The organism is Mesorhizobium sp. CAU 1732 (assembly GCF_039888675.1).
Taxonomy (GTDB): Bacteria; Pseudomonadota; Alphaproteobacteria; order Rhizobiales; family Rhizobiaceae; genus Aerobium.
Genome location: NZ_JBDQQR010000001.1, coordinates 2,581,083 through 2,603,220 on the forward strand (window position 1 = coordinate 2,581,083; position 22,138 = coordinate 2,603,220).

Genomic DNA, 22,138 nt, shown 5'->3' on the forward strand with positions numbered 1-22,138 from the left:
GGCTTTATGTGCAGGTCTGGCCTGGATCGACATTTGCGAAGGTTTCGATGATGCGGAACCCGGCGCCTTCGGCCTGCGCGAGATAGACGTCGCGGGCGACATGCCTGTTGGTCATGGTGGCGGTGCCGCGCGGTCCCTCGTAGCTGGTACCGTCGGCTGCCGCGTCCATTGCGGCGACGTCGAGCGAGCCGGTTTTTTCGGCGATCGCCTTCAGGAACAGCAGACCCTCATAGACCGATTGACCCATGAGGTTGAGCACCGCGCCGTTGGCTCCGAATTCCGCGCTGTAGGCGTCCGCGAAGGCGCGTGCAGGTTCGGTGTCGATCGCGCTGAAATAGCCGCCGGAGGCAAAGAGGCGTGCCGAGTTCTGTTCGCCGATGCCCATCAGCGTGTTTTCCTCGATCAGGGTCCCGAGCCTGATCGCCTTGTCAGCGAGGCCGAAGCTTGCGAATGCGCGATTGAAGGTGACCGACGCGCCGCCGACCAGCGTGATGAGGACGGCGTTGGCGCCGCTGCTTTGAATGCGCGCGAGATTGGAATCGAAATTGTCGGCCGTGAAGGGGAGGTATTCCTCGCCGACCACCTTGCCGCCGCTGGCTTCGATATAGGCCTTGGCCGCCGCATTGGTCTCACGCGGCCAGTTGTAGTCGTTGCCGATGAGATACCAGTCGGTGGCGCCTTCGTTTTCGGCCAGCCAGGGAATGACCGGCTCGAGCTGCTGGCTCGGTGTTTCCGCGAGGACATAGGTGCCGGTGGCGCATTCGCCGCCCTCGTAGACCGAGGTGTAGACATACGGAACCTGGCCGCGAAAAACGCCGACAAGCGCGCCGCGCACGGCGCTGTCATGCATGCCGACAAACGCTTCCGCGCCTTCCGAGCGCCAGATGCGCTGGGCGGCCTGGACTGCGTCCGCGGGCGGACCGCCGACATCGGCGAAGATCGGCTCGATCTGTCGGCCGAGGATGCCGCCAGCCGCATTGATCTCGGTGATGGCCAATTTGGCGCTGTTTTGCGCCGATGCGCCGAACAGTCCCGCCGGACCGGACAGCGGGATCAGGATGCCGACCTTGAGCGGGTCGGCGGCGTTGGCCGCGCGCAAAGCGAGGGCCGGGGCGAGCGCCAAAAGGGCGGTGGCCATCGACGATTTGATGAAGGTCCGTCTTTCCATGTGGTTCCCCTTGATTTTCTTATTGGGTTGAGAGGCCGGCGATCTTCGGCGCCGAGGTGAATCCTGCAGCCTCCTCGACTGCGCGTGCGATGGCGAGGAGCCGCCGATCGGAGCCTGCCGGCCCGTCCAGTTCCATGCCGACGGGCAGGCCGCCGCGTGTCAGGCCGGCCGGCAGGCTGATGCCGGGAATGCCCGCATTGCTCGCCGGGTCGGTGTTGCGGATGAAGGTCGGGAAGGTCGGCACGCGCCGCCCGTTGAGTTCCACCGTCTCGTCGTCCCCGATGGGGGAGGCGGCAAGAGGCGCTGTCGGAAACAGCACCGCATCGACGGCGTGCGTGCGGAAGTAGTCCGCATAGGCCGCCTGAAGACGTGGACGATCCTCGTTGAGCGCCTTGGCATAGGCCTCCGCCGGCATGGCGTCGGAACCCATCTGGGAGGCGACGATACCCTTCACGTCGGCGCTGCCGATGCCCCGCAGGAGATCGTCCATCGTCAGCGCGATGTCGTGCGCCTTCAGGAAGGCGGGGATGTCCTGCATGAATTCGTAGAGCGCAATGGGAAAGCCGACCACGGCGTTGAGCGCTTCGAGATTTTCGATGTCGGCGCGTACGAACGTGACGCCCTGACGTTCCAGCGCTTCGATGAACTGAGCTGCGATGGCTGCGATCTCGGGGTCGAGGTCCTCGAAGAAGTAGGCGTTCGGCAAACCGATGCGCAACTCCTTGAGCGACACGGGCTCGATGCCGTCCTTGCTTTCCGTGAGGACGGCATCGATGAGGATGGCGTCGGCGACGCTGCGCGTCATCGGGCCGGCGATGTCGCGGGTATGGGAGATCGGCACGATGCCTTCGCCCGAATAACGCCCGACGGACGGGCGGAAGCCGACAAGGCCGCAGAGCGCGGCAGGCAGACGCACGGACGCGCCGGTGTCGGTGCCGATGCCGGCGGGCATCATGCGCGCGGCCACCGCGACGGCGACGCCGCCGCTCGATCCGCCGGGAATGCGGCTGACGTCGTAGGGATTGGTCGACGCCCCCGTCACCCCGTTGTTGGTGGTGATGCCGAAGGCGAGCTCGTGCATGTTGGCCTTGGCACCGAGCAGGGCGCCTCCGACGAACAGACGCTCGGCGGTCGTGGCGTCGGTGACGGGGCGGAAATTGGCCAGCGCGCCGGTTCCGGCCGTCGTCGGCAGGCCGACTGTGTTGATGTTGTCCTTGATGGCGAGCGGGATGCCTGCGAGCGGGCCGCTGTTGCGACCGTCATCGACGCGCCGCGCCGCGATCCGCAACTGGTCCCAATCCCAGCTTACGAAGGCGTTGAGGCTCTCGTGCCGCTCGCTCTGGGCGATAAATGCCTCGCAATAATCGAGGGCCGAGAATGTCCGGGCGCGTATCCCGGCCACGGCCTCTTCGAGCGGCAAATCGAGAAGTGTCGTCGTCTCCAAGGATATCCTCCACCGTCACTTGGTCGAGGATCGACTATCGGTGCCACCGCGGCACCTTTCCATCATCATGAATGATGATATTCGCCTCCCTCAGTTCAACGTCAGCTTGCGGACGAGTTGTGTCCGGCTGGAAACCTGCAATTTCTGGTAGATCGTCTGGATGTGGGTGCGCACGGTGGGCAGGGAAATGCACAGCTCGTCGGCAATCGTGCGGTCCGATCCCCCGAACAGGATGGCGGCGGTGATCTCCTTCTGACGCGGTGTCAACGACGCTTTCTCGCCCGCCCGCTCGACGCGGAACAGGAGATCCGCATCGCTCGCACCGGACAGCTTTTCCTCCCGGGTGCACTTCAGGAGCGCCTGGGTGAAGGCCGCACCGATCGCGTCCAGGAGCGCGACCTCCTTGCGGGTGAAATCCTCCTTCTGACGGGACCGCCAGATCCTCAGGTCACCGAGATTTCTTCCGCCCGAGAACGCGTAGAAGTTGACGCCGTAGTGAAGGCCGTCGCGCGCCAGGAAGTCGTTGAAGAACTCGGTCTTTTCAAGCCGCGGCCGGGATATGATCTCGGACACGCAGGTCGCCGCACGGCGGCGCTGGAGGACCGGGGTTATCGGATCGCAGAACTGGAAATGCTGCTCATATGTACTGAGATTGGAATCGTCCATGTTGATCGAGACGCGATTGACGAAGCGATTGGCGTCATGGTCCCAGACATAAGATGCCAGATACTGTGCATCGAACAAACGAAGCAACAGAAGGCCGACGGTTTCGCGTAACTCCGTCGAATTGTCAGCGCCTGCCAATGTCCTCATGATTTCGAGGACGATGTCAGTTTCCTTATGCGAAAGGTTCATCGCCCCAATCGGAAGTGCCGCCCCCGGAGAAACTTATGCAACGCATGATAGACGCGTCTTTCCCTACGTCAATCACCGCAATCTGTATTTGACTTACGAAACGTTGATCCGCCGAGAATTCGAGTTCCTTTAGGTCAGGAACGGAGTTCTTGCGGCCCTCGGCTGGGACAATCTGCGGTGCCTGTAGGGAGGGGATGCCGGCATTGCACTGGCCTCGGTGAGGTGCAGGATTCCGAATTTGGACAGCCACATCAGCGTGAGTTCCAGCTTCTCCGGCTGCAGCCGCGGAAACGCGGCCGTGATCTCCCCGATCGACGGGCCTTGCTCGCATTCGTTGATGAAGGTCACCACCTTGCGTATGTCCGCCAGCGCCAGAAGCATCGGCAACAGCATCGTGTGCGCGGGGCTGCTCTCTATGGCTCTCACCTGGGCGACCGGGTCGTCGCCGTGGCACCAGGCCCTGGCATCACCGGCGAACGTGGCGGTGGCGAAATGTCCGAACGCGGCGAAAGGATCGACATAACCCGGCCGGGCGGTCGCCAGGGGGGCATGTTTTCCGTCATGGCTGGCCCGGATGGCGGCGAGCTCGCGCCACAGGTCCTGGTGACGCGCCATGATTTGCTTCCAGTCATAGACGGTTTCGGCGCGCGCGCGCGACTGGGCGGCAAGCTGCTCGCGCAGATGCGGATTGGTGGCCAGCAGCGCGATCCGCGCGGCGCAAGCGGAGATATCGACGTCCACCACCTGGCTCAGGGCCGCGACGGAATCGTCGAAACGCTCGACGCCGGACGACGCGCGCGCGCGGAACATGGAGGACGCGGCGCGCGACGGCATGCGCGTGCGGATCAGAAAACCCGTCTCGCCGTCGAGGACCGTCTCACGCAGGCCGCTCCAGTCGCTGACGATCTGGGGGAGTGACGCGGCCATCGCCTCCACGACCGTCATGCCGAACGTTTCCTGCATATTGTCGGAGAGCGAGATGAAGAAGTCGGCGGCATGCCAGCTCGCCTGCGAGGCGGCCTCATCCGTTCCGTCGATCCAGTGGATGACGACATTGCTGCAATGGGCGGCGGCGAGCGTGCGGAATTCGCGCTCGACCAGGGGATTGGAGAACTGCCCCACCATCAAAAGCCGGATGTCGGCGCCCGGCGCGGCTTTCGCGGCCTGCTCGAGCGCGAGGAACATCGGCGTCGGATGCGATTTGGTGAGGAAGTTGAAGCGTCCGAAATAGAGCGCGACGACGGCGGTTGCCGGAATGCCCAATCGCTTGCGCAAGCTGATGCCGGCTCTCTTCGCGCTATCCGTGCACGCGAAGCGTTCGAGGTCGACGCCCAGCGGAATCACCGGCAACTGCGCGCGCAGGCGCATCGCGGCGCCGGTGCGCTCCTTCAGGTGGACGGACCAGTCATCGACGATCGATTCGACGGCTCTGCGGGCTGCCACGGACGTACAGATGACCGCGTCCCATTCGTGCACCGGTGCGACAAGCAGGTCCTGGATCGCGTGAACGACGCCGCTTTCCGACAGCGTATGGGTGAGGCCGCAGATGCTGTATGCTGCGTCGCCCAGCGCGCGGCGCATCCATGCCAGGCGGCCGATCGCGGGATCCTGCCAGTGAAGGACGCCGAGCCGCGCGATGGCGTCATGATCGTTGGAGCCGATATGGTAGGCCCGCGCCGGGTCGCCGCCAAGTTGCGCGATCTGATCGCGAAATGTGAGGAAGTCATCCGGCGTGTCGGCCACGCAGGAATAGCCGCGCTCGCCTTGCGCGTCCGCATAGGCCTTGAGGAATTCGCGCCCAGCCGATTGCCGCCCCACGATGCCCTGCGTGCGAAGACCGAACGCTTCCGGCACGAAATACAGACCGCATTCCATCAGCCTCACCCCGCTTTGCGCAATTGTCCGCCCAGAATGGATCCGACCCTCATGCAGGCTTCTTGCGCGGCTGCGTCCCAGCTCCAGCGCTCCGCGATCTCGGCTGCGGAGGCCTGTGCCGCCATGCGGCGCTCGGCGTACAGGCCACCAGCCATCGACCGCAAGGTCCCGGCGAGACCGTCGATGTCGGGAGCCGCCCACTCCCCATAATTCCCGTCGGCCCGCTCGAGCGCGGGCAGCGCGCCACGGTCGATCGGGGCCATGGTGTAGGGAATGCCGACGCTGTTGCCCGGATGAGCGAAGGCGGCGTGCCCGCCATAGCGGGTCAACGCGGTCGGCAGGCCGCTCGCCATCGCCTCCAGCGCCGGCAACCCCCAGCCCTCGGCCCTAGATGGAGCGACGAACGCGTCGCAACTGCGATAGAGTGCGCCGACCGCGCTCCTGTCGGGCAGGGGTTGGACCGGCACGATGAAGCGCCGCCGCCGCAGGCACATGTTCTCGAGGAAGCGAACGGTGTCGAACCCCGGAATGAAGCGATTGTGGCAGGCGAGCACGAGATAGACGGGCTCGTCGTCGAAGGCGCGGTCGAAGGCATATAACAGTTCGACGGTGCCTTTCCTCGGCTCCGCCTTGCCGACATGCAGGAATTTGAACCCCTCGATGCGATCGATCATCGGCAGGGTGGGGCCGTGCGGTCGAAATGCAGCCCCGTCGACGCCCGCCGGAACGACATGGACGCGGTGCGGTCGCGCAATGTTCCGGCGCAGCACGTCGGCGCCCCAGTCCGATGCGGTCCAGATTTCGTCCGCGAGCGAAAACGGAAGATGCCAGCCGTCCGGAATGACGGTCGATTCCCACATTGTGAGGCTGATCAGGCGCGCTCCCGTGGGCTTGAAGAGCGTCAGCAGTTCCGGCGTACCGACGCAGACTACCACGTCGTCGGGACCGGGGTATCCGCCGGTCGTCCGCCGGCTGCCCATGTCGATCGCCTCGATGGGCCACGGCGAAACGCGGCGCAATGCGTCGAGAAGGTCGGACGTATGAACGCCATAGCCCGTTTCGCGGTTGTCGAGTATGCCGGCTACGAACAGGGTCGTCACGCTTGCATCTCCTGCCGGTTCAGGACGGATAATACTGGTAACGCGCAGGCGCGACGTTCACCATCGGATTGTAGGCCGGGCTGGCGAAGCTGCCGTCGAGAGAGCGGATGACGCCTGCCGCGGCGTTGAGACCGGTGTGCAGGGCGCTGTCGACCCAGCCGCCCGCCCACGAGGTACAGTCTCCGGCCAGGAAGACCTTGTTGTCCTCCGGCGTGCCGGCCTTGGCGAAATCGCGGAAGATGGTGTCGATGTACGGGTCCTGACCTGCCTGGGCGAGGGTGAACGCACCGAAATAGTCCTTCGTGTCCTGCCAGACGATGAAGCGCATGTCCCTGTCGAGGTCGCCGGTGACCGGCACGAGCTTGTCGGCATAGTCGGAGAACGGCTGCCCGCGCGTAATCTTGCGGATCTCGGCCTTCATCGCGTCCAGCAATTCCGCCCCGTCGAGTGCCTGCGTCTTCGTCGAATCGTCTTCCCAGGTGTAGGTGACGAGGACCACGCCGCTATTGGGGTCGCCGTAATCGAGCGTGTAGACCTGCGGGCATTTCGTGTCGGACAGGATGTTGCGGGGATAGCGCGGATCGTTCCAGAACTTGGTCGTCCGCAGGAAAAGCTTCGTCGATGAGACGACGTGAACGCGATCGATGGCCTCGCCGACCTGCGGACTGGTCGTGCGCCGTGCCGGCGGCAACGAAAGGTCTGTGTCGGAGAGGTTGAGCCCCATTTCCATCGCCCTCGTGGTGGTGGCGACGATGACGCGATCGAAATCGTGCGAAGTGGCGTTGTCGAGATAAAGCGTTACCTTGTCGGCTTGACGGGCGCCCACCTGCACGTTGCTGACGCGGGAGTTCGCGAGATAGCTTCCGCCGCGATTCATGAACTGCTTGATCAAGGCGAGGCAGAGCTGCGAGATGCCGCCGGGCACGAAACGCTGGTCGGTTTCCAGTGCGTTGGTCAACAAGCGGTAGATGTAGTTGAATCCGACGTTGTAGAGTGGCCCGAAGCCGCCCGACCCGATGCCGAGCGCCCCGAAACGCGTGAAATCCTCGGCAGACCAGACCGCATTGCCCGGCACGCTCCATTTGTGCTGCGGGCCGAAGATCTTCGCCAGCCCCGAATAGAAACTGTCACTGCCGAATTCGTTGAGATAGCTCTGCCACGCGCCGGTTACCGCGTTGAGCGCGGAGCCGTTGTAAGGGGAGACCTGAAGCGCATTGTTGAAGGTGCCCGATGGCCAGAACGACGCGCCGTTTGCCCGGTAGACGCCGTTGTTGATCAGGGCGTGCCACCCGTTCCAGACACGCTCGAAACCGTTCGGCGCGACATTGGGGTTGTTCCAGAGCTGGCCCTGGCCCTGGTAGTAGACCCATGTCGGGGTCTTGCCGGGGTCAGGAAAATTGTCCGCGGTGGTGATGCCGAAGGCGTCCAGATAATAAAACAGGGTCTCTTCGCTGGGCGGAAAACGCATCGCGCCCAATTCGGCGATGTCGGGCGTCACGAGGCCGTTGGCATCGCGAAACTGCGAGCTGTAGAGGCGGCCGCCCGGTTGACGGCCGTCGGCCCGCTCGGCATCCGTCTCGGCATCGAACAGCGTGACGCTCGCGCCGCATTTCTGCAGTTCGAACGCCGCAGCGCAACCGGCAGGGCCCCCGCCCACGATGCCGATCGTCTGACCGTTGAGTTTGCCGATCGGTTTCTCGATGCCACCGGACCGCCGCAGCCAATCCGAATAGATGAAGCTCGGCGTATCGACGAATGCCTGTGGCGGTGGAGGAACGTCCTGCGCCCGCAGATTGGGAACGATAGCCAAGTGACATCCTCCTCGATGCTTGATCTGCCGTGTGTCGCAAGCTCTCCGGGATGGCCGTCTTTTTGATTATCTCTGGGGAGCCCGATATAGTTCGGACCGGGAAACGGACGCGACGCCGCATCTCTTTGCTTCCCTCTTGCGACGTCGATTTTCTCAAACATCGCGCCGATGGGTATCATCAGAATTGATGATTTCCGTTACGTCGGGCGGGACGGTCATGGCGAGCGCCCTCGTGAGACGCAAAAAGCCGCAATCCGCCTGGCTGCCGCCGCCTATATCGTCGCTGAGATCGTGAGCGTTCCTGCTGCGTCTCCGATTACTTCGCCAGCCTGTCGCGAATCGGTGACAGCCTTGCGCGCACGGTGTCGTCGGTCTGCTCGTCGGCAAGCACGGCATCGATGGCGGCGACTGCCGCGGCGCCATGAAGATTGAGCCCGAAGGCTGCTGCGTCGGCAATATCGGGGTCTTCGCTTTCGATGACCATGGCCATCAGCACCTCAAGCGTACGCGGGTTGTCACTGGCCTCTGCCGTGCTGTTCATGCCAAGAATGAATTGCGCGAGAAGTTCAGGATCCTCGGTGGACTGAATGATCCGGTACAGACGGTCGAGGCCGGCATCGCCGGATGCGGCAAGCGCGCGGATGATCTCCCTGCGTTCCTCCCCGCGCCGAGCCTGACCCAGTGCGGTCCCGAGCGCTTCCGCGACACGCTCGCTGCCGTCCGTGTGCTCGCGCACGGCCATCGCGGCGTTGAGCAGTTGCATATCGGTGTCGGCGGCGTCGAGATCGCGGAGCGCGGCATCGAGCTGAGCCGGGTTGCGGACGTCCGCCTCGGTGAGGACGCGCGACGCGGTTTGGCGGGCCTCGGCATCGTCTGACGTGAGAAGGGATTCGAGGATGCCGACGATGTCCTGCGGCAATTCGGTGCCGCGCAGGATGGCGGCAAGGTCGCCGCTGTAGCGATCGCTGTCGCTGCTGCGCAGGGCATCGTGGACGAGCGGCAGCACGTCCTCGCTTCCCTGCATCGCGATTGTCGCCGAGGCCGTGGCGCGAAGGCCTTCGTGCTCGGCGCGCGAAAGAATAGACAGCAGGCCCTCGGTGATCTCCGGCGGTTGCGGCACGAAATGACGTGCCAGATTGGCGAGGTTGGCTTGAACCGTAAGCTCGCTGGGCTGCTTCATGAGAGCGGCGATCTCGGGCATCAGTTCAGGCGGCAGTTCGACCGTTTTGCCGGCGAATTTCGCCTGATCGAGGATGACGGCGAGCAGATAGGTCAGATCGATGCGCTGGTCATCGGTTTCCGCTTCTATGAGGCGCCGGGTAAGGTTGGGGACGATCTCGGGGCCAAGCGCGGCAATATCCTGAGCCGCGCGATAGAACGTCTCCTCGTCGTCGGTTTCGCCCATGATGGCAAAACCCTTGTCGATGGCCGCGTCGTCGGCAAATGCGATTGCCGGAAGGGTAGCGACGAGCAGCAAGGCGATGAGGTGGCGGCGAGGCGAGAGCAAAGACATCGGTAATTGATTTTCCTGTTATTCCGTAATCGACCAAGGATACCCATCCCGCGAGATGGTGCAACCGAAGGGTGCAGTCGGTCGGTAATTGCCTGCTTGTCGGAGGGTCGAGGACAATCAGCCCATGGCACGGCAAAGGCCCGCACGCAGTGGATATGGAGCCACCGGTTCGGTCGCGGCCGGCCGATCACCTGTCGGTGGAAACGGCTTCGTCGTCTGCAAGCGTGAAGCGGCCCTCGTAGCGGAAGAGCTTGCCGAACAGCGGATGGGTGAGCGTCATGCGCATGCTGAAACTGTCCTCGTCCACCGGTCGCTCCTCGACATACGCGCTGCCCATGAGCAACCCCATGGGAAGCGGCACATCCACGCCGAAGAGGCGCCAGATATAGCCCTCGTCACGGAAGACCAGCGCACCGTTCTCCGCCGTCACACGAAGCCTCATGCCGACGCCGAACCGCACGAACTCGATGACCTGGTTGGGGCCGGTCTGCTCCATATGGGACCGGAAATGGAAAGGCGCGTGGCCGGCAAAGTGAAAGACGCGGTCCCAATGGATCGTCGCATCGTCGCGGCGGGCGGTGTAGTGCACCTCGACCGGCACATCGATGCCTCGATAGGGCACGAGAGCGCCGAATATCCGCGCCATCGGTATGAGCAGCTTGGCGAATGCGCTGTGATGGACCTCGTGCATGGTTCCCTTCACGCAGATGTAGTCGCCGCTGAAGGAACGCAGGAAATAATGCCGCCTGACGATCGCGCCGAGCCTGTCCCAATCCTCGCCGAGAACCTGCTTGAACACCGGCGTCGAGCCGCCGGCTGCTTTTGCTTCCGGCAGGTCCAGGGCAACGCTGTCGGTCATGTGTTTTCCTTTGAGGCGCATTTCGCCAGAGCCGCGCTTTCCCGGCGGATCGGGCCGCCGATCGGGCAAATGTCCTGGACGAAGCCTGTCAGGGTCGCGGCGAGCGTGTCCGGCACCTGCCGATAATAGACGTACTTTCCGCGCTTCTCGCTGGTCACGAGACCGGCATGTTCGAGCAATTGCAGATGCTGCGAGATCGACGGCTTCGACATATCGAAACGCGACGCGATTTCGCCGGCATTCAGTTCGTGATGCGCGACGTAGGCGAGGATCTTGCGACGGACCGGAGAGGCGAGTGCCTCGAAGACGAGCTGGATCGACATGGTTTCATCTTATAGGAAGACAATTAGGAAATCAATTAAACGTTGACGTTCCCATGATATGTCGATTACCTAAATGAATAATCGAATGGAGGTACGCGTAGTACCATGACCATCACCCGAGACGGGTTCTGCCGCGCCGTCTATTTCGTCGAATTCCTGGTCCTCGGGGTGCCGACCGTTCTTCTTCTGGGATGGCTGGCACTCATTCTCGGCACGATCGCGGGCGGTGCGTTTTTCCTCATCCTGCCGACCTCGATCCCGCGCGGCGAAATCGAGGCGGAGATGGCGCTGTATGCCGGAGCCGGCCTGGCACTGGCCATTCTGGGCCTTTGTGCCCTGTGGTATTTCGTGGCCGCCTCGGTCGGCTATGTGAGATATGGCTATCGACGCGCCGCCGAACTGCGCCCGCAATTCCGGCGCGGCCTCTATCTGGCTGCCGTGCCCTATATCGTGCTGAGCCTGATTGCAGCCCACTTGCTGACGCTTGGCGACATGAGGCCGCTCGACCTGCTTCTCTTCAGCTTGCCGACCTTGTGGATCCCCGTTGTCCATCTGGGGTTGGCGATCCATCGCCGGGAAGCGAACGCTCGATAGATCATCGCGGGGCTTCACGCTCGACCGGTCCGCAGGGCTGTGCAATTAGAGGTTGGTGGCAGGGGTGGGCAATTCGCGGAAGGCACGATGAAACGCAACTTGAAACTTTGCATGCTGGTGGCCGCAATGACATTTCCGGTATCGGCGGCCACAGCCCACGCCGACGACACACAGATTATCGACTTCTTCGCCGGTGAAGGTTGCGCCATCGGTCCCACGACGCGAGCGCTTGCGATCGAGGCCGGTTTCGAGGAAGAGGCGATAGAGGCGCTGGCGCAGACTGCGCGCGCCGACCCCGAAAGTGTGGAAACGGGCGACTGGGTCGTCCTGTCCGCGGCCTCCTGCAAAATCCGCCCGCCTCGGGTGAAAAGTGAGCTCAGGCTGGACGATCCCGAGATCAAGTCGCGGATTTCCGCGATCGACTTGCATGCGGATGAGGGGGAGCCGGGGTGCTTCCTTAACGCCGACACTCTCTATGAAGAATTGATGGTGACCCGCGGCTGGCTCCCGGACAAGGCCTTGCGGGAGCACCTTCGCCTGCTGTCCGAAAACCTGGTGACTGGCGAACTGGCCTTCTACACGGATGATAGCCTAAGCACGCCAGTGGGCTTTCAGCTAACATCCGGCGAATGTGCGGATGTGCCAAACATGGCCGAGATCAGGCGCAGCCACCAGGTTCTGATCGAAAATTTCGACCGGCTGATCCGGGCCGATATGGAGAATGCAGTCTGCGAAACCGACGGCTCTCCCAGTTGGCAGGCTTTGCAGCTCTTTCCAGAACTGACGGGCGGCGAAAGCAGCAACGCATGGATGGCCATGGAGATGCGATTCATCCTGATGGGTTCAGGTTGGATCGAAGGCATCACCATGACCAACAAAGGCATGCCGCGCCCGCCATTGTGCACCTACGAATGACGGGGTTTCCTACTTGCAATGCGGTTAAACGCAGGCTCGCACCCGCTCAGGTCTCGCCTAGTTCCTCATTGCCGCAGCCAGCACCTTGAACATCCTGTCGTCTCCGGACTGAGCGACGTTGAAGCGCAGAAAACCGCTGGCTGAGCGCGAGAGGCTGAACGCGTTGCCGGGCGCGAGCACGACACCTTCCGCCAGACAGCGGCGCGCGGTATCGGCTGCGTCCACGCCCTCGGGCAGGCTGCACCAGAGGAACATGCCGGCCGGCGGTTCGAGCCATGGCGTGATGCAGATCGCCGCCAGGCGGGGGATGGTTTCGCTCATGGCGCGTGCCAGGCGCTGCCGCAGCACCTCCATATGCTTGCGATAGCTTCCGTCCCTGAGCAGGGTCAGCACTAGTTCCGCCGAAAGCCGGCCGCCGCCGAAGGAGGTGGCAATCTTGAGATCGGTCAGACCTTCGATCCAATCGCGCGGAGCGGCGATGAAGCCACACCGCACCGACGCCGAGAGCGTCTTGGAAAAACTGCCGATATGGACGACGCGGTCGAGGCCGTCGAAAGCGGCGAGGCGCGGGGCGGGGGTCTGCTCGAAATCGGCAAAAATATCATCCTCGATGATCGTCATTCCCGATTGCTCGGCCAGCTTCAACAATCGATGCGCGACGACAGGAGAAAGCGTCGCGCCGGTCGGATTGTGAATTGCCGAGTTCGTGATGTAGAGGCGCGGGCGATGTTCGGTCAGAGCCTGCGCGAACATCTCGATATCCGGCCCCGTTGGCGTGTAGGGCACGCCGACGATGTTGGCGCGATGCGCGCGCAACAGGGCATGGAAATTGAAGTAGCACGGATCGTCGATCAACACCGTGTCGCCGGGTTCCAGTAGGAAACGGCACAGAAGGTCAATCGCCTGCGTGCCCGATTCCGTCAGCACGATCTGGTCGGGCGATGCCTCGATTCCATGCTCTCCCAGCCGCCGCGTCAGCAACTGGCGAAGCGGCGCAAGACCCAGCGGCGTGCCGTAGTCGGTGAGTGCTGCATCGTCGGCACGCGCGAGTGTCCGCAACGCCCGGCGCAATCCCGCCTCCGGCATCCATGACGCCGGCAACCAGCCGCAACCCGGTTTCAGCACATCGTCACTGGCCGTCAGCGATTGGCGCGACACCCAAAGCGGGTCGATCTCCCGATCGAGCCTCGGGCCGATCTCGGACAGGGCCAGCGGCGCGAGAGGGCTGCAAACATAAAAACCGGAACCGGGCCGCGCGCGGATGATGCCATCCGCCGCAAGCCGTTCATAGGCTTCGACGACGGTGGACGTGGAAACCTGCATCGTCCTGGCGAATGCCCGGATGGATGGGAGTTTCGCACCCGGCGTCAGATTGCGTCCGGCGATACGCTGGTGGATCGCCGCCATGACGCTGCCGATCAGCGTCTCGCCTTTCACGGTGATGTCGGCCCGATTGTCCATCTGTATCGCTGCAACGACCATAACAGTTTTATAAAAGCGTACTGCATTGTCTCTGGTGATGCCAGTCGCCGCCGCCGATAAAGGCGCAAAATGGCGGAGTGCATCGTGGACAAGAATGCGAGTGGATGGATCAACGGGTTCGTGGGAGTGCTCATCTTCAGCGGGTCGCTGCCGGCGACGCGCGTGGCGGTGATGGAGTTCGATCCCGTCTTTCTCACCGTGGCGCGCGCAGCCATCGCAGGACTGCTCGCGGTCGGGCTCCTGCTGATCTTTCGGGAGAGGCGCCCGGCGCGGAGCGATCTGTTCTCCCTGCTGATCGTGGCGCTCGGCGTCGTGGTGGGTTTCCCGCTCCTGACTGCGCTGGCGCTCGAACACGTCACGTCCGCCCACTCCATCGTCTTCATCGGCCTGCTGCCGCTGGCGACGGCGATTTTCGGTGTCCTGCGTGGGGGCGAGCGCCCGCGGCCCGCCTTCTGGCTCTTTTCCTGCCTCGGCAGTGCCCTCGTCGCCGGGTTCGCGCTGTCGCAGGGTCTTGCCGTCTCGCCCGTCGGGGACGTTCTGATGCTGGCGGCGGTCATTGCTTGCGGCCTCGGCTACGCGGAAGGCGCAAAACTGTCACGCAGGCTCGGCGGCTGGCAGGTGATTTCCTGGGCGCTCGTTCTGTCGTTGCCGGTGATGCTGATCCTGACGCTCATCACCATGCCGCCGTCGCTTGCCGGCATCGGCAGCGCAGCCTGGGCGGCACTCGCCTATGTGTCGCTGTTCAGCATGCTGATCGGCTTCGTCTTCTGGTATCGCGGACTGGCGCAAGGCGGCATCGCCGCCGTGGGGCAATTGCAGTTGCTCCAGCCCTTTTTCGGTCTCGCTCTCGCCGCGGGCCTGCTGCACGAACAGGTCAGCCCCATCATGCTCGTCGTGACCGTCGCCGTCGTGCTGTGCGTCGGGGGAGCGAGAGCGTCAGCGGCTTGAGGAAAGTATCCTGGTCATGCCGTCGATTGCCTCGGTGCGCATGGCATCGCCCCGCGCCCCGACGGCGATCTAGGCCACAAGTCGGGCGGCGGGACTGGTCACGCGCAATTGCGTTGGCGAAATGCCGAACTGCTTTCTGAAACAGGTGGCGAAATACTGGCTGGAGGAAAAGCCGCAGTCGAACGCCACCTCCGTCACCGACTTGCCTTCGCTCGCCGACAGCATCTGCCGCGCGGCCTCGAGCCGTACCGTTTGCAGGTAGCGGGTGGGCGTCATGTTGGTCAGGGATATGCAGTGCTTCGCGAACTGCGTGCGTGACAGGTTGCACTCGGCCGCCATGTTCTCCAGCGTCCAGTTGTCGTCGAGTGCATGCCAGAGCCGCCTCAGGAAGATATCCACGGTCCGGCGCGAGGCTGCCAGGGACTGGTCGAGTGCCGGCCGCTGGGCTTCCAACTGGTTCTTGAACTGCAGCAACATCATCGAGATCAAAAGCCGCAGTCGTGTCTCGTTGCCCTCGATGTCGTCGGTGGCGACGATCTCGGCGATGTCCATGAAACTGCGCGCGACATCACGGGAGGCCGTGTACCAGGGCTCTTCGTTCTTCGACAGGAAGTCCGTCAACCGATCCTGGTCGCGCTGCGGCCAGGCCATCCAGTCGGGCCAGAGCCAGTCCTCGTGCGGCCGGCGCATTCCCATGTCGAACAGCACCCAGACGATCTGGCTGGGCGCGACGAAGGGATCGCCGAAGGCGTGCAACTGCCAGGGGCGAACCACGAACATCTGCCCTTCCTGCAACTCGTATTTTTCGCCGTCGAGCGTCAGCGTCAGCGTGCCGCGCGCCATATAGGCGATCTTGACGCCTTCGTTGCAGTGCTCCTTCAGGCCCCAGTCCTGCGGGCGCGTCGCGTCCCAGCCGCCGACGGAGCAGATTTGGGGCAATGCATCGCCGAGATCGCGGCCGGGATATCCGCGCCGCGTCCAGGCGCTGAGCGTCACCTTGCCCGCGAGCGATGCATCCAGGAGGTCCTTGCAGTTGCCGGCATAGAGCAGCGCGCCGGGTTCGCGAAACACCGCCGGCCGCGCGACCGCGCCGGCCTTGTCCAATTCCGCCATCGAACCCTCCCGATGTTCAAATTTTACCACTTGCAGATTTTGAACGCACAGTGTTCGCACATCGGCAATGGTGTTGTTATCGAACTCCCGGCATCCATAGCCGCGGAGAGTCGAAAAAGTCAATGATTTCTGTCTGTTCGGGCTGATGAGGATGAGCCGGAACGGCGGTTTTCGCTGCGGCTGACGCGGCAGATTGACTTGAACAGGGAGGGGCCTGCGGCGGCGGTGCGAGAAATCGAACACCGTGACGCAGGTCGGCCGCAACGTCGGCCGGGGGAGGAATATGCAGGTCGGCATCAATCTGTTGTGTCTTGCCGGTTTCATCACCGAAAAACACCTGCCGCGCATCCGCCAGCTCAAGGAGCTGGGCTATGACGGCGTCGAGGTGCCGGTTCTTACCGGCGATCCGGCGCATTACGAATGGCTTGGTGGGCAACTGGACGCGATCGGACTGCGCAGGACATCGACCTCCGTCACGCCTTCGCCCGACGCCAACCCGCTCAGCAGCGACCCGGAGATCCGGCGGCGCGGCATTGCCCATCTCGACTGGATCATGGAGTGCGCGCTGGCGTTGCGGTCGGAATGCGTCGGCGGGCCGTTCCACGCGCCGATCGGCCATTTCACCGGCTCCGGTCCCACGGCCGACGAGATCCGGCATGGCGCGGATGCCCATCGCCGCATGGCCGAACAGGCGAGCGCCAACGGCATCTATCTGGCGCTCGAACACCTCAACCGCTTCGAGACGCATTTCCTGAACACGATGGATCAGGCGAAGGCCTATGTGGACGCGGTCGGGCACGACGCGTTCACGATCATGTACGACACGTTCCACGCCAACATCGAGGAGCAGAAGCAACCGCGCGCCATCGCGACGATCGCCGGGCATGTCGGCGTGCTGCACATTTCCGAGAACGACCGCGGCATTCCGGGCAGGGGGCACATCGACTTCGCCGAGGTGTTTTCCGCCATACGCGGCACCGGCTATGACGGCTGGGTGACGCTGGAGGCCTTCGGCGGCGGCCTGCCGGAACTGGCCGCGGCGACGCGGGTCTGGCGGCCGCTCTTTCCCGACTACGACACGCTGTTTGCGGAATCGATAGACTTCATCCGCCGGGGTTGGGATGCTGCGGCATGACAGACGCACCCGTCATCGAGATGAAGGGTATCGGCAAACGCTTTCCCGGCGTCGTCGCGCTCAGCGACGTCAGCTTCGGCTGCCGGCGGGGCGAGGTGCATGCGCTGGTGGGCGAGAACGGCGCGGGCAAATCCACGCTGATCAAAATCCTCTCCGGCGTCTATCAACCCGACGATGGCGAAGTGCTGGTCGAGGGCAGGCCGGTGCACTTCCGGCATCCCGTCAACGCGCTGGCGGCCGGGATTTCGGTGATCTATCAGGAGTTCTCGCTGCTTCCCGAGCGCACGGTCGCGCAGAACATCTTTCTCGGCCGCGAGATCACACGCAACTTCGTCATCGACGACGCCGCGATGCGTGCAGAGGCGCGGCGCGTGCTGGACATGTTCGAGGCCGGCCGGCGCATCGATCCCGACACATTGGTGGTCGATCTCGACGTCGCATCGCAGCAGATGGTCGAGATCGCCAAGGCGATTTCGCTCGACGCCAAGGTGCTGGTGATGGACGAGCCGACGGCGGCGCTCAACGAGGCCGAGTGCCGCGAGCTTTTCGAGACGGTGGACGCGCTGAAGGAGCACGGCACTGCTGTGATCTACATCACCCACCGCATGCGCGAAGTGACGCGTCTGGCCGACCGCGTGACCGTGCTGAAGGATGGCGAGGTCGCGGCTCGGTTTTCGACGCTGCCCGAGCCGGCTGCGATCGTTCACGCGATGGTCGGGCGCGACATCGCGGATTTCTACGCGCCCTTCGCGACACCTGAGGAAATCGGAACGCCGGTGCTGTCGGTGCGCGGCGGCGGCAACGCCGCGCTGCGCGGCATCGATTTCGATCTCAGGACCGGCGAGATACTTGGCTTCGCCGGCATTCAGGGCGCCGGGCGCGTCGCGCTTGCGATGGCGATCTTCGGCGCGCGGCCGTTCGAGGCCGGCACGATGACACTGGCCGGCGAGGACGTCCGCTTCAACCACCCGCGCGATGCGATCCGCGCCGGGATCGGCCTCCTGCCGGGAGACCGGAAGGGCGAGGGGCTGACGCTGATGCAGTCCGTGCGTGACAACGCAATGCTGACGCCGCGTGCCTTCGGCAATTTTTTCGGCAGCCAGAAACGCAATCGCTTCACCGATCTTTCGGCCATGGACGGCCTGCTCGACCGCATGGACGTCAAAGCCGCCTCCTACGACCAGGACATCCGGCTCCTGTCCGGCGGCAACCAGCAGAAGGCAATCGTCGCGCGCTGGCTGGCGCTCAAGCCCAAGGTGCTGGTTTTCATCGAGCCGACGCGCGGCATCGACGTCAACGCCAAGGCCGGCATCTACCACCTGATGCGCGACCTCGCGCGCGCCGGCGCGGGCATCATCATGATTTCGTCCGACCTGCCAGAAGTGATCGGCGCGGCCGACCGCATCCTCGTCATGCGCGAGGGGACCATCGTCGCCGAACACAAGGCAGGCGCGAGCGAGACCGCGATCATGCTGGACGCGACCGGCGAACAGGAGGCGGCTGCATGAGCGACGCCACCTTGGGCAGGATGAAACCAGGAGCGTTGCGTTTCCGCTTCGACCGATGGGCGCCGGCGCTGCTGCTTCTGGCGGCAGTGACGATCTACGTGATCGCCTGCGTCACGACCGGCCAGACGCAATATCTGAGCTGGAACAATCTTCTGGCGGTGCTCGGGCGTTCGATCGCGCTCGGGATAACCGCGATCGGCCAGACCTTCGTCATCCTCGTCGCGTCCATCGATCTGTCCGTCGCAAGCCTCATCTCGGCGGTCGCGGTCCTGTCCTCCGTCATCATGGGCGGCAATCCGGCGATGATCCTTCCCGCCATCTGCGCCTCGCTTGCGCTGGGCGCGTTCGTCGGGCTCGTCAACGGCCTCGTGATCACCAAGCTGGACGTCAATCCGCTCATCGCCACGCTCGGCATGAGCCTCGTGATACAGGGGTGCCTGTCCGCCTTCGTGTCGAATTTCGCCGGCGCGGTTCCGGTCGAGTTCCAGTTCTTCGCCTATGGCAGCGTGCTGGGCATACCCTTTGCCATTCTGTTCTTCTTCGGCCTCGCGCTGGTCGCCTTCTTCGTGCTGCGCTTCACGCGCTTCGGCTCCAACGTCTACGCCGTCGGCGGCAATCAGGATGCGGCGCGCTTCGCCGGCATCTCGACGGCGAAGATCATCATCATCGCGCATGTGATCTGCTCGCTATGCGCGGCTGTGGCCGGGCTCTATCTCGCCAGCCGCCTGCGTTCCGGCGCGCCCTGGATCGGGGCGAACGGGGTCTACGACCTCGAATCCATCGCCGTCGTCGTTATCGGCGGCACGATCCTGGCCGGTGGGCGCGGCGGGATATGGGGCACTGTCGCGGGCGTCCTGATCTTCTCGCTGATCGACTCGATCTTCAACGTCCTCGGGGTCGACGCCTTCGTCAAGCAGGTGCTGCGCGGCATCATCATCGTCGCGGCCGTGGCCTTTTATGCGGTTCGCTCAAAGAGGCTGGTGGCATGAGCGACCAGACCCTCCCGGCGGGCAGGCAGAAGAGGGCGCGCGGGCTGCCGCGCATCAATCCGGTCTACTTCATCCTTGCCGCGCTGATCGTCGCGATCATCCTCAACAACCCGAATTTTGTGGAGCCCACCGGCTACATGAACTTCCTCAAGCGCGCGGCACCGCTCGCCATTCTCGCGGCGGGGCAGGTCTACGTGATCGTGTCGGGAGGCTTCGACCTGTCGGTCGGCTCGCTGATCACGCTGGTGGTGGTGGGCTCGTCGATGCTCTCCAACAACGACCCGAATTCGACCTGGTGGGTGATCTCGGTGATGCTGTGCATCGGACTGGCCGTCGGGCTCGTCAACGGCATGGTCGTCTGCTTCCTCAAGGTGCCGTCGCTGATCGCCACGCTCGGCATGATGATCACGTTGAACGGTTTCGCCTTCATGTGGTCGGGCGGCGCGCCGCGCGGTTATCTTCCCGACAGCTTCCGCTTTTTCGGCCGCGTCAATCTCCGCGACATTCCCCTGGTCCAGATGTTGCCGGTGGCGGTCATCGTCATGGTCGTCGTCGGCTTCGCGCTCTACTGGCTGATGCATCGCACCAATCTCGGCCGCATGATCCACGCCATCGGCGACAATCCGCGCGCCGCCCAGCTTGCCGGCGTGCCGGTCAACCGCGTGCGCATCACGGCCTTCGTCGTCTCTTCGCTCAGCGCGGTCATCACCGGCATCTTGCTCGGTGGCTTCGCGGGCGTCTCGACCGATGTCGGCACCGGCTACGAGCTGCAGGCGATCACGGCCGCCGTGCTCGGCGGCGCGCAGCTTCTGGGCGGCCGCGGCTCCGTGCCTGCGGCGATGGCCGGCGCGCTGACGCTGACGGCCATCTTCACGCTGCTCAACTTCCTGGGGCTGCCGCAGCCGGTGCGGCAAGTCGTGCAGGGTCTCATTCTTGTCGCTGCGGTGGCGCTGGCCATGGCCCGCCGCAAACGAACCGGGCAATAGCCCGACAATCAGCCGTCATCGAAAGGGAGGAAACCACGATGAGACAAGTCCTGAAACTGACAACCGCAATCGGCATGTCGCTGGCAGTCGCCGGCGTCGCGCACGCCCAGAACTTCAACGATCCCGAAGAATTCGCCCGCCAGCAGGAACAGCTTTCCATGACCCCGCAGGGTCCCGAGGGCCAGCCCTGGGCGCAGTATCTGGTCGATAAGATGGCCGACACGGCCGAATACAAGAAGGACGGCGCAGCCACGGTCTGCTTCTCCAATGCAGGCGTCAACAATCCGTGGCGCGTCGTCGGCTACACCAACATGACCGAAGAGGTGAAGCTGCATCCCGAGATCGGCAATTTCGTCCATGTCGACGCCGAAGGCTCCGACGACAAGCAGATCGCCGACATCCAGGACCTGCTCGCCGGCGGCAATTGCGACGTGCTGATCGTGTCGCCGAACACCACGGCAGCGCTCACGCCCGCGGTGGAAGCCGCGTGCGAGAAGCTGCCCGTCATCGTCTTCGACCGCGGCGTGCAGACCGATTGCCCGGTGACCTTCATCCATCCCGTCGGCGGCTACGGCTTCGGCATTCAGGGCGCGGAGTTCATCGTCGACAATGTCGAGGCTGGCGCCAACGTGCTGATGCTGCGCATCCTGCCCGGCGTGGACGTGCTGGAGACCCGCTACTCGGCCGGCCGCCGCATTCTCGACGAGGCAGGGCTGACCGTCGTCGGCGCCGAGTTCACCGATGGCGACAACGCCAAGACCAAGTCGATCGTGGAAGACTACCTCCAGCGCGGCTCGATCGACGCCGTATGGATGGATGCGGGTGCGACTGCCGTCGCGGCCATCGAGGCTTTCGAGGATGGCGGGCACGACATTCCGGTCTTCGTCGGCGAGGACCAGCAGGACTTCCTGCAGAAATGGCGCGCGCTCGACATGACGGCGATCGCCCCGACCTATCCGACCTACCAGTGGCGCACCCCGATCATCGCCGCCGTCTCGATCCTCAAGGGTGAGGCCGTTCCGGGGCCGGAGTGGGTTCTGCCGCAGCCGGCGATCACCGCCGAAAACCTCGACGACTTCATCAACGAGAAGATGCCGCCGCTGCACTACGCGATGTGCGGCTGCGAGGAGATGCCGGACTACCCGCAGGCGTGGGGCGGCAAAGAGTAAAATCCGGCATCCCGCCGGACCGGAACCGGCCGCTTCTCCGCGGCCGGTTCCCACAGCATCACGAAATAGGCCGCGGATCGCGGTCTGCGTTACGAACGGCTGGAAACAGCGTTCGATGAGCCTGCGCGTCGCTGGCGACCCATTCTCGACCACGCCGAAACTGCGGCGTCGATATCTGCTACGAGATTCATCCGGCGCGACCGTCGGGATGGCGCGCTGATCGCTCTCTTAAATCTGCCGTCGAAGATACACCGTGCGTTATCGCACCCCGAACCATTGTGCCGTCCGATTGAGAGAGCGGCAGGCGCCGTCCGCCCACGCCCTGGCGTCATGGTGGCCGGCTTTGGCCAGA

General features: G+C 63.9%; 19 protein-coding genes. 8 read left to right on the forward strand and 11 right to left on the reverse strand.

What is annotated here, in order from left to right; all coding sequences use genetic code 11:
* Positions 1-4 precede the first annotated feature (4 nt).
* From AAFN55_RS12585 to AAFN55_RS12625, 9 genes are all read right to left on the reverse strand, one after another.
* Positions 5-1,168: a substrate-binding domain-containing protein gene (locus tag AAFN55_RS12585; RefSeq protein WP_347799175.1), complete on the reverse strand. Its 1,164-nt coding sequence runs from the start codon at positions 1,166-1,168 to the stop codon at positions 5-7.
* A gap of 19 nt (positions 1,169-1,187) precedes the next feature.
* On the reverse strand, positions 1,188-2,612 hold the full coding sequence (iaaH, locus tag AAFN55_RS12590; RefSeq protein ID WP_347799176.1) for an indoleacetamide hydrolase: 1,425 nt from the start codon (positions 2,610-2,612) through the stop codon (positions 1,188-1,190).
* A gap of 90 nt (positions 2,613-2,702) precedes the next feature.
* Positions 2,703-3,467 carry a LuxR C-terminal-related transcriptional regulator gene (locus AAFN55_RS12595; RefSeq protein WP_347799177.1) on the reverse strand — a complete coding sequence of 255 codons (765 nt, stop codon included), beginning with the start codon at positions 3,465-3,467 and terminating at the stop codon, positions 2,703-2,705.
* A 129-nt stretch (positions 3,468-3,596) separates the two neighbouring features.
* A complete protein-coding gene (locus AAFN55_RS12600) occupies positions 3,597-5,342 on the reverse strand; it encodes a glycosyltransferase family 4 protein (RefSeq protein WP_347799178.1) in 1,746 nt (581 codons plus the stop codon).
* Positions 5,343-5,347: 5 nt separating this feature from the next.
* Positions 5,348-6,442: a glycosyltransferase gene (locus AAFN55_RS12605; RefSeq protein WP_347799179.1), complete on the reverse strand. Its 1,095-nt coding sequence runs from the start codon at positions 6,440-6,442 to the stop codon at positions 5,348-5,350.
* Between the two features lie 19 nt (positions 6,443-6,461).
* The gene (locus tag AAFN55_RS12610) at positions 6,462-8,252 is read right to left on the reverse strand and encodes an NAD(P)/FAD-dependent oxidoreductase (RefSeq protein ID WP_347799180.1); all 1,791 of its coding nucleotides are present in this window, start codon (positions 8,250-8,252) and stop codon (positions 6,462-6,464) included.
* A 316-nt stretch (positions 8,253-8,568) separates the two neighbouring features.
* Positions 8,569-9,765: a hypothetical protein gene (locus AAFN55_RS12615; RefSeq protein WP_347799181.1), complete on the reverse strand. Its 1,197-nt coding sequence runs from the start codon at positions 9,763-9,765 to the stop codon at positions 8,569-8,571.
* A gap of 187 nt (positions 9,766-9,952) precedes the next feature.
* On the reverse strand, positions 9,953-10,624 hold the full coding sequence (locus AAFN55_RS12620) for a DUF4166 domain-containing protein (protein WP_347799182.1): 672 nt from the start codon (positions 10,622-10,624) through the stop codon (positions 9,953-9,955).
* On the reverse strand, positions 10,621-10,947 hold the full coding sequence (locus tag AAFN55_RS12625; protein ID WP_347799183.1) for a metalloregulator ArsR/SmtB family transcription factor: 327 nt from the start codon (positions 10,945-10,947) through the stop codon (positions 10,621-10,623). The genes AAFN55_RS12620 and AAFN55_RS12625 overlap by 4 nt, the downstream gene beginning before the upstream one ends.
* 105 nt (positions 10,948-11,052) lie before the next feature.
* Here AAFN55_RS12625 and AAFN55_RS12630 point away from each other — a divergent pair, with 105 nt between their 5' ends.
* Both AAFN55_RS12630 and AAFN55_RS12635 read left to right on the forward strand, forming a co-directional pair.
* Positions 11,053-11,541: a hypothetical protein gene (locus AAFN55_RS12630; protein ID WP_347799184.1), complete on the forward strand. Its 489-nt coding sequence runs from the start codon at positions 11,053-11,055 to the stop codon at positions 11,539-11,541.
* Positions 11,542-11,628: 87 nt separating this feature from the next.
* A complete protein-coding gene (locus AAFN55_RS12635) occupies positions 11,629-12,456 on the forward strand; it encodes a hypothetical protein (protein WP_347799185.1) in 828 nt (275 codons plus the stop codon).
* Positions 12,457-12,513: 57 nt separating this feature from the next.
* On the opposite strand, the gene AAFN55_RS12640 is transcribed toward AAFN55_RS12635, so the two are convergent.
* On the reverse strand, positions 12,514-13,917 hold the full coding sequence (locus AAFN55_RS12640) for a PLP-dependent aminotransferase family protein (protein WP_347799186.1): 1,404 nt from the start codon (positions 13,915-13,917) through the stop codon (positions 12,514-12,516).
* Between the two features lie 105 nt (positions 13,918-14,022).
* Here AAFN55_RS12640 and AAFN55_RS12645 point away from each other — a divergent pair, with 105 nt between their 5' ends.
* On the forward strand, positions 14,023-14,886 hold the full coding sequence (locus tag AAFN55_RS12645) for a DMT family transporter (protein ID WP_347799187.1): 864 nt from the start codon (positions 14,023-14,025) through the stop codon (positions 14,884-14,886).
* 69 nt (positions 14,887-14,955) lie between these two features.
* Here the strand turns inward: AAFN55_RS12645 and AAFN55_RS12650 are convergent, their stop codons facing one another.
* Entirely contained in the window at positions 14,956-15,999 is a 1,044-nt protein-coding gene (locus AAFN55_RS12650) for an AraC family transcriptional regulator (RefSeq protein ID WP_347799188.1), read from the reverse strand.
* A 283-nt stretch (positions 16,000-16,282) separates the two neighbouring features.
* On the opposite strand from AAFN55_RS12650, the gene AAFN55_RS12655 reads away from it, so the two are divergent.
* The 5 genes from AAFN55_RS12655 to AAFN55_RS12675 are packed head-to-tail and all read left to right on the forward strand — an operon-like array spanning position 16,283 to position 21,786.
* Complete coding sequence (locus tag AAFN55_RS12655; RefSeq protein ID WP_347799189.1) at positions 16,283-17,134, forward strand: sugar phosphate isomerase/epimerase family protein; 852 nt, start codon at positions 16,283-16,285, stop codon at positions 17,132-17,134.
* Positions 17,131-18,642, forward strand: coding sequence for a sugar ABC transporter ATP-binding protein (locus AAFN55_RS12660; protein WP_347799190.1), 1,512 nt, complete (start codon positions 17,131-17,133; stop codon positions 18,640-18,642). Before AAFN55_RS12655 ends, AAFN55_RS12660 begins: the two co-directional genes overlap by 4 nt.
* On the forward strand, positions 18,639-19,631 hold the full coding sequence (locus tag AAFN55_RS12665; RefSeq protein ID WP_347799191.1) for an ABC transporter permease: 993 nt from the start codon (positions 18,639-18,641) through the stop codon (positions 19,629-19,631). The genes AAFN55_RS12660 and AAFN55_RS12665 overlap by 4 nt, the downstream gene beginning before the upstream one ends.
* Complete coding sequence (locus AAFN55_RS12670; protein WP_347799192.1) at positions 19,628-20,617, forward strand: ABC transporter permease; 990 nt, start codon at positions 19,628-19,630, stop codon at positions 20,615-20,617. Before AAFN55_RS12665 ends, AAFN55_RS12670 begins: the two co-directional genes overlap by 4 nt.
* A 38-nt stretch (positions 20,618-20,655) precedes the next feature.
* Entirely contained in the window at positions 20,656-21,786 is a 1,131-nt protein-coding gene (locus AAFN55_RS12675) for a substrate-binding domain-containing protein (protein WP_347799193.1), read from the forward strand.
* The last annotated feature ends 352 nt before the right edge of the window (positions 21,787-22,138 follow it).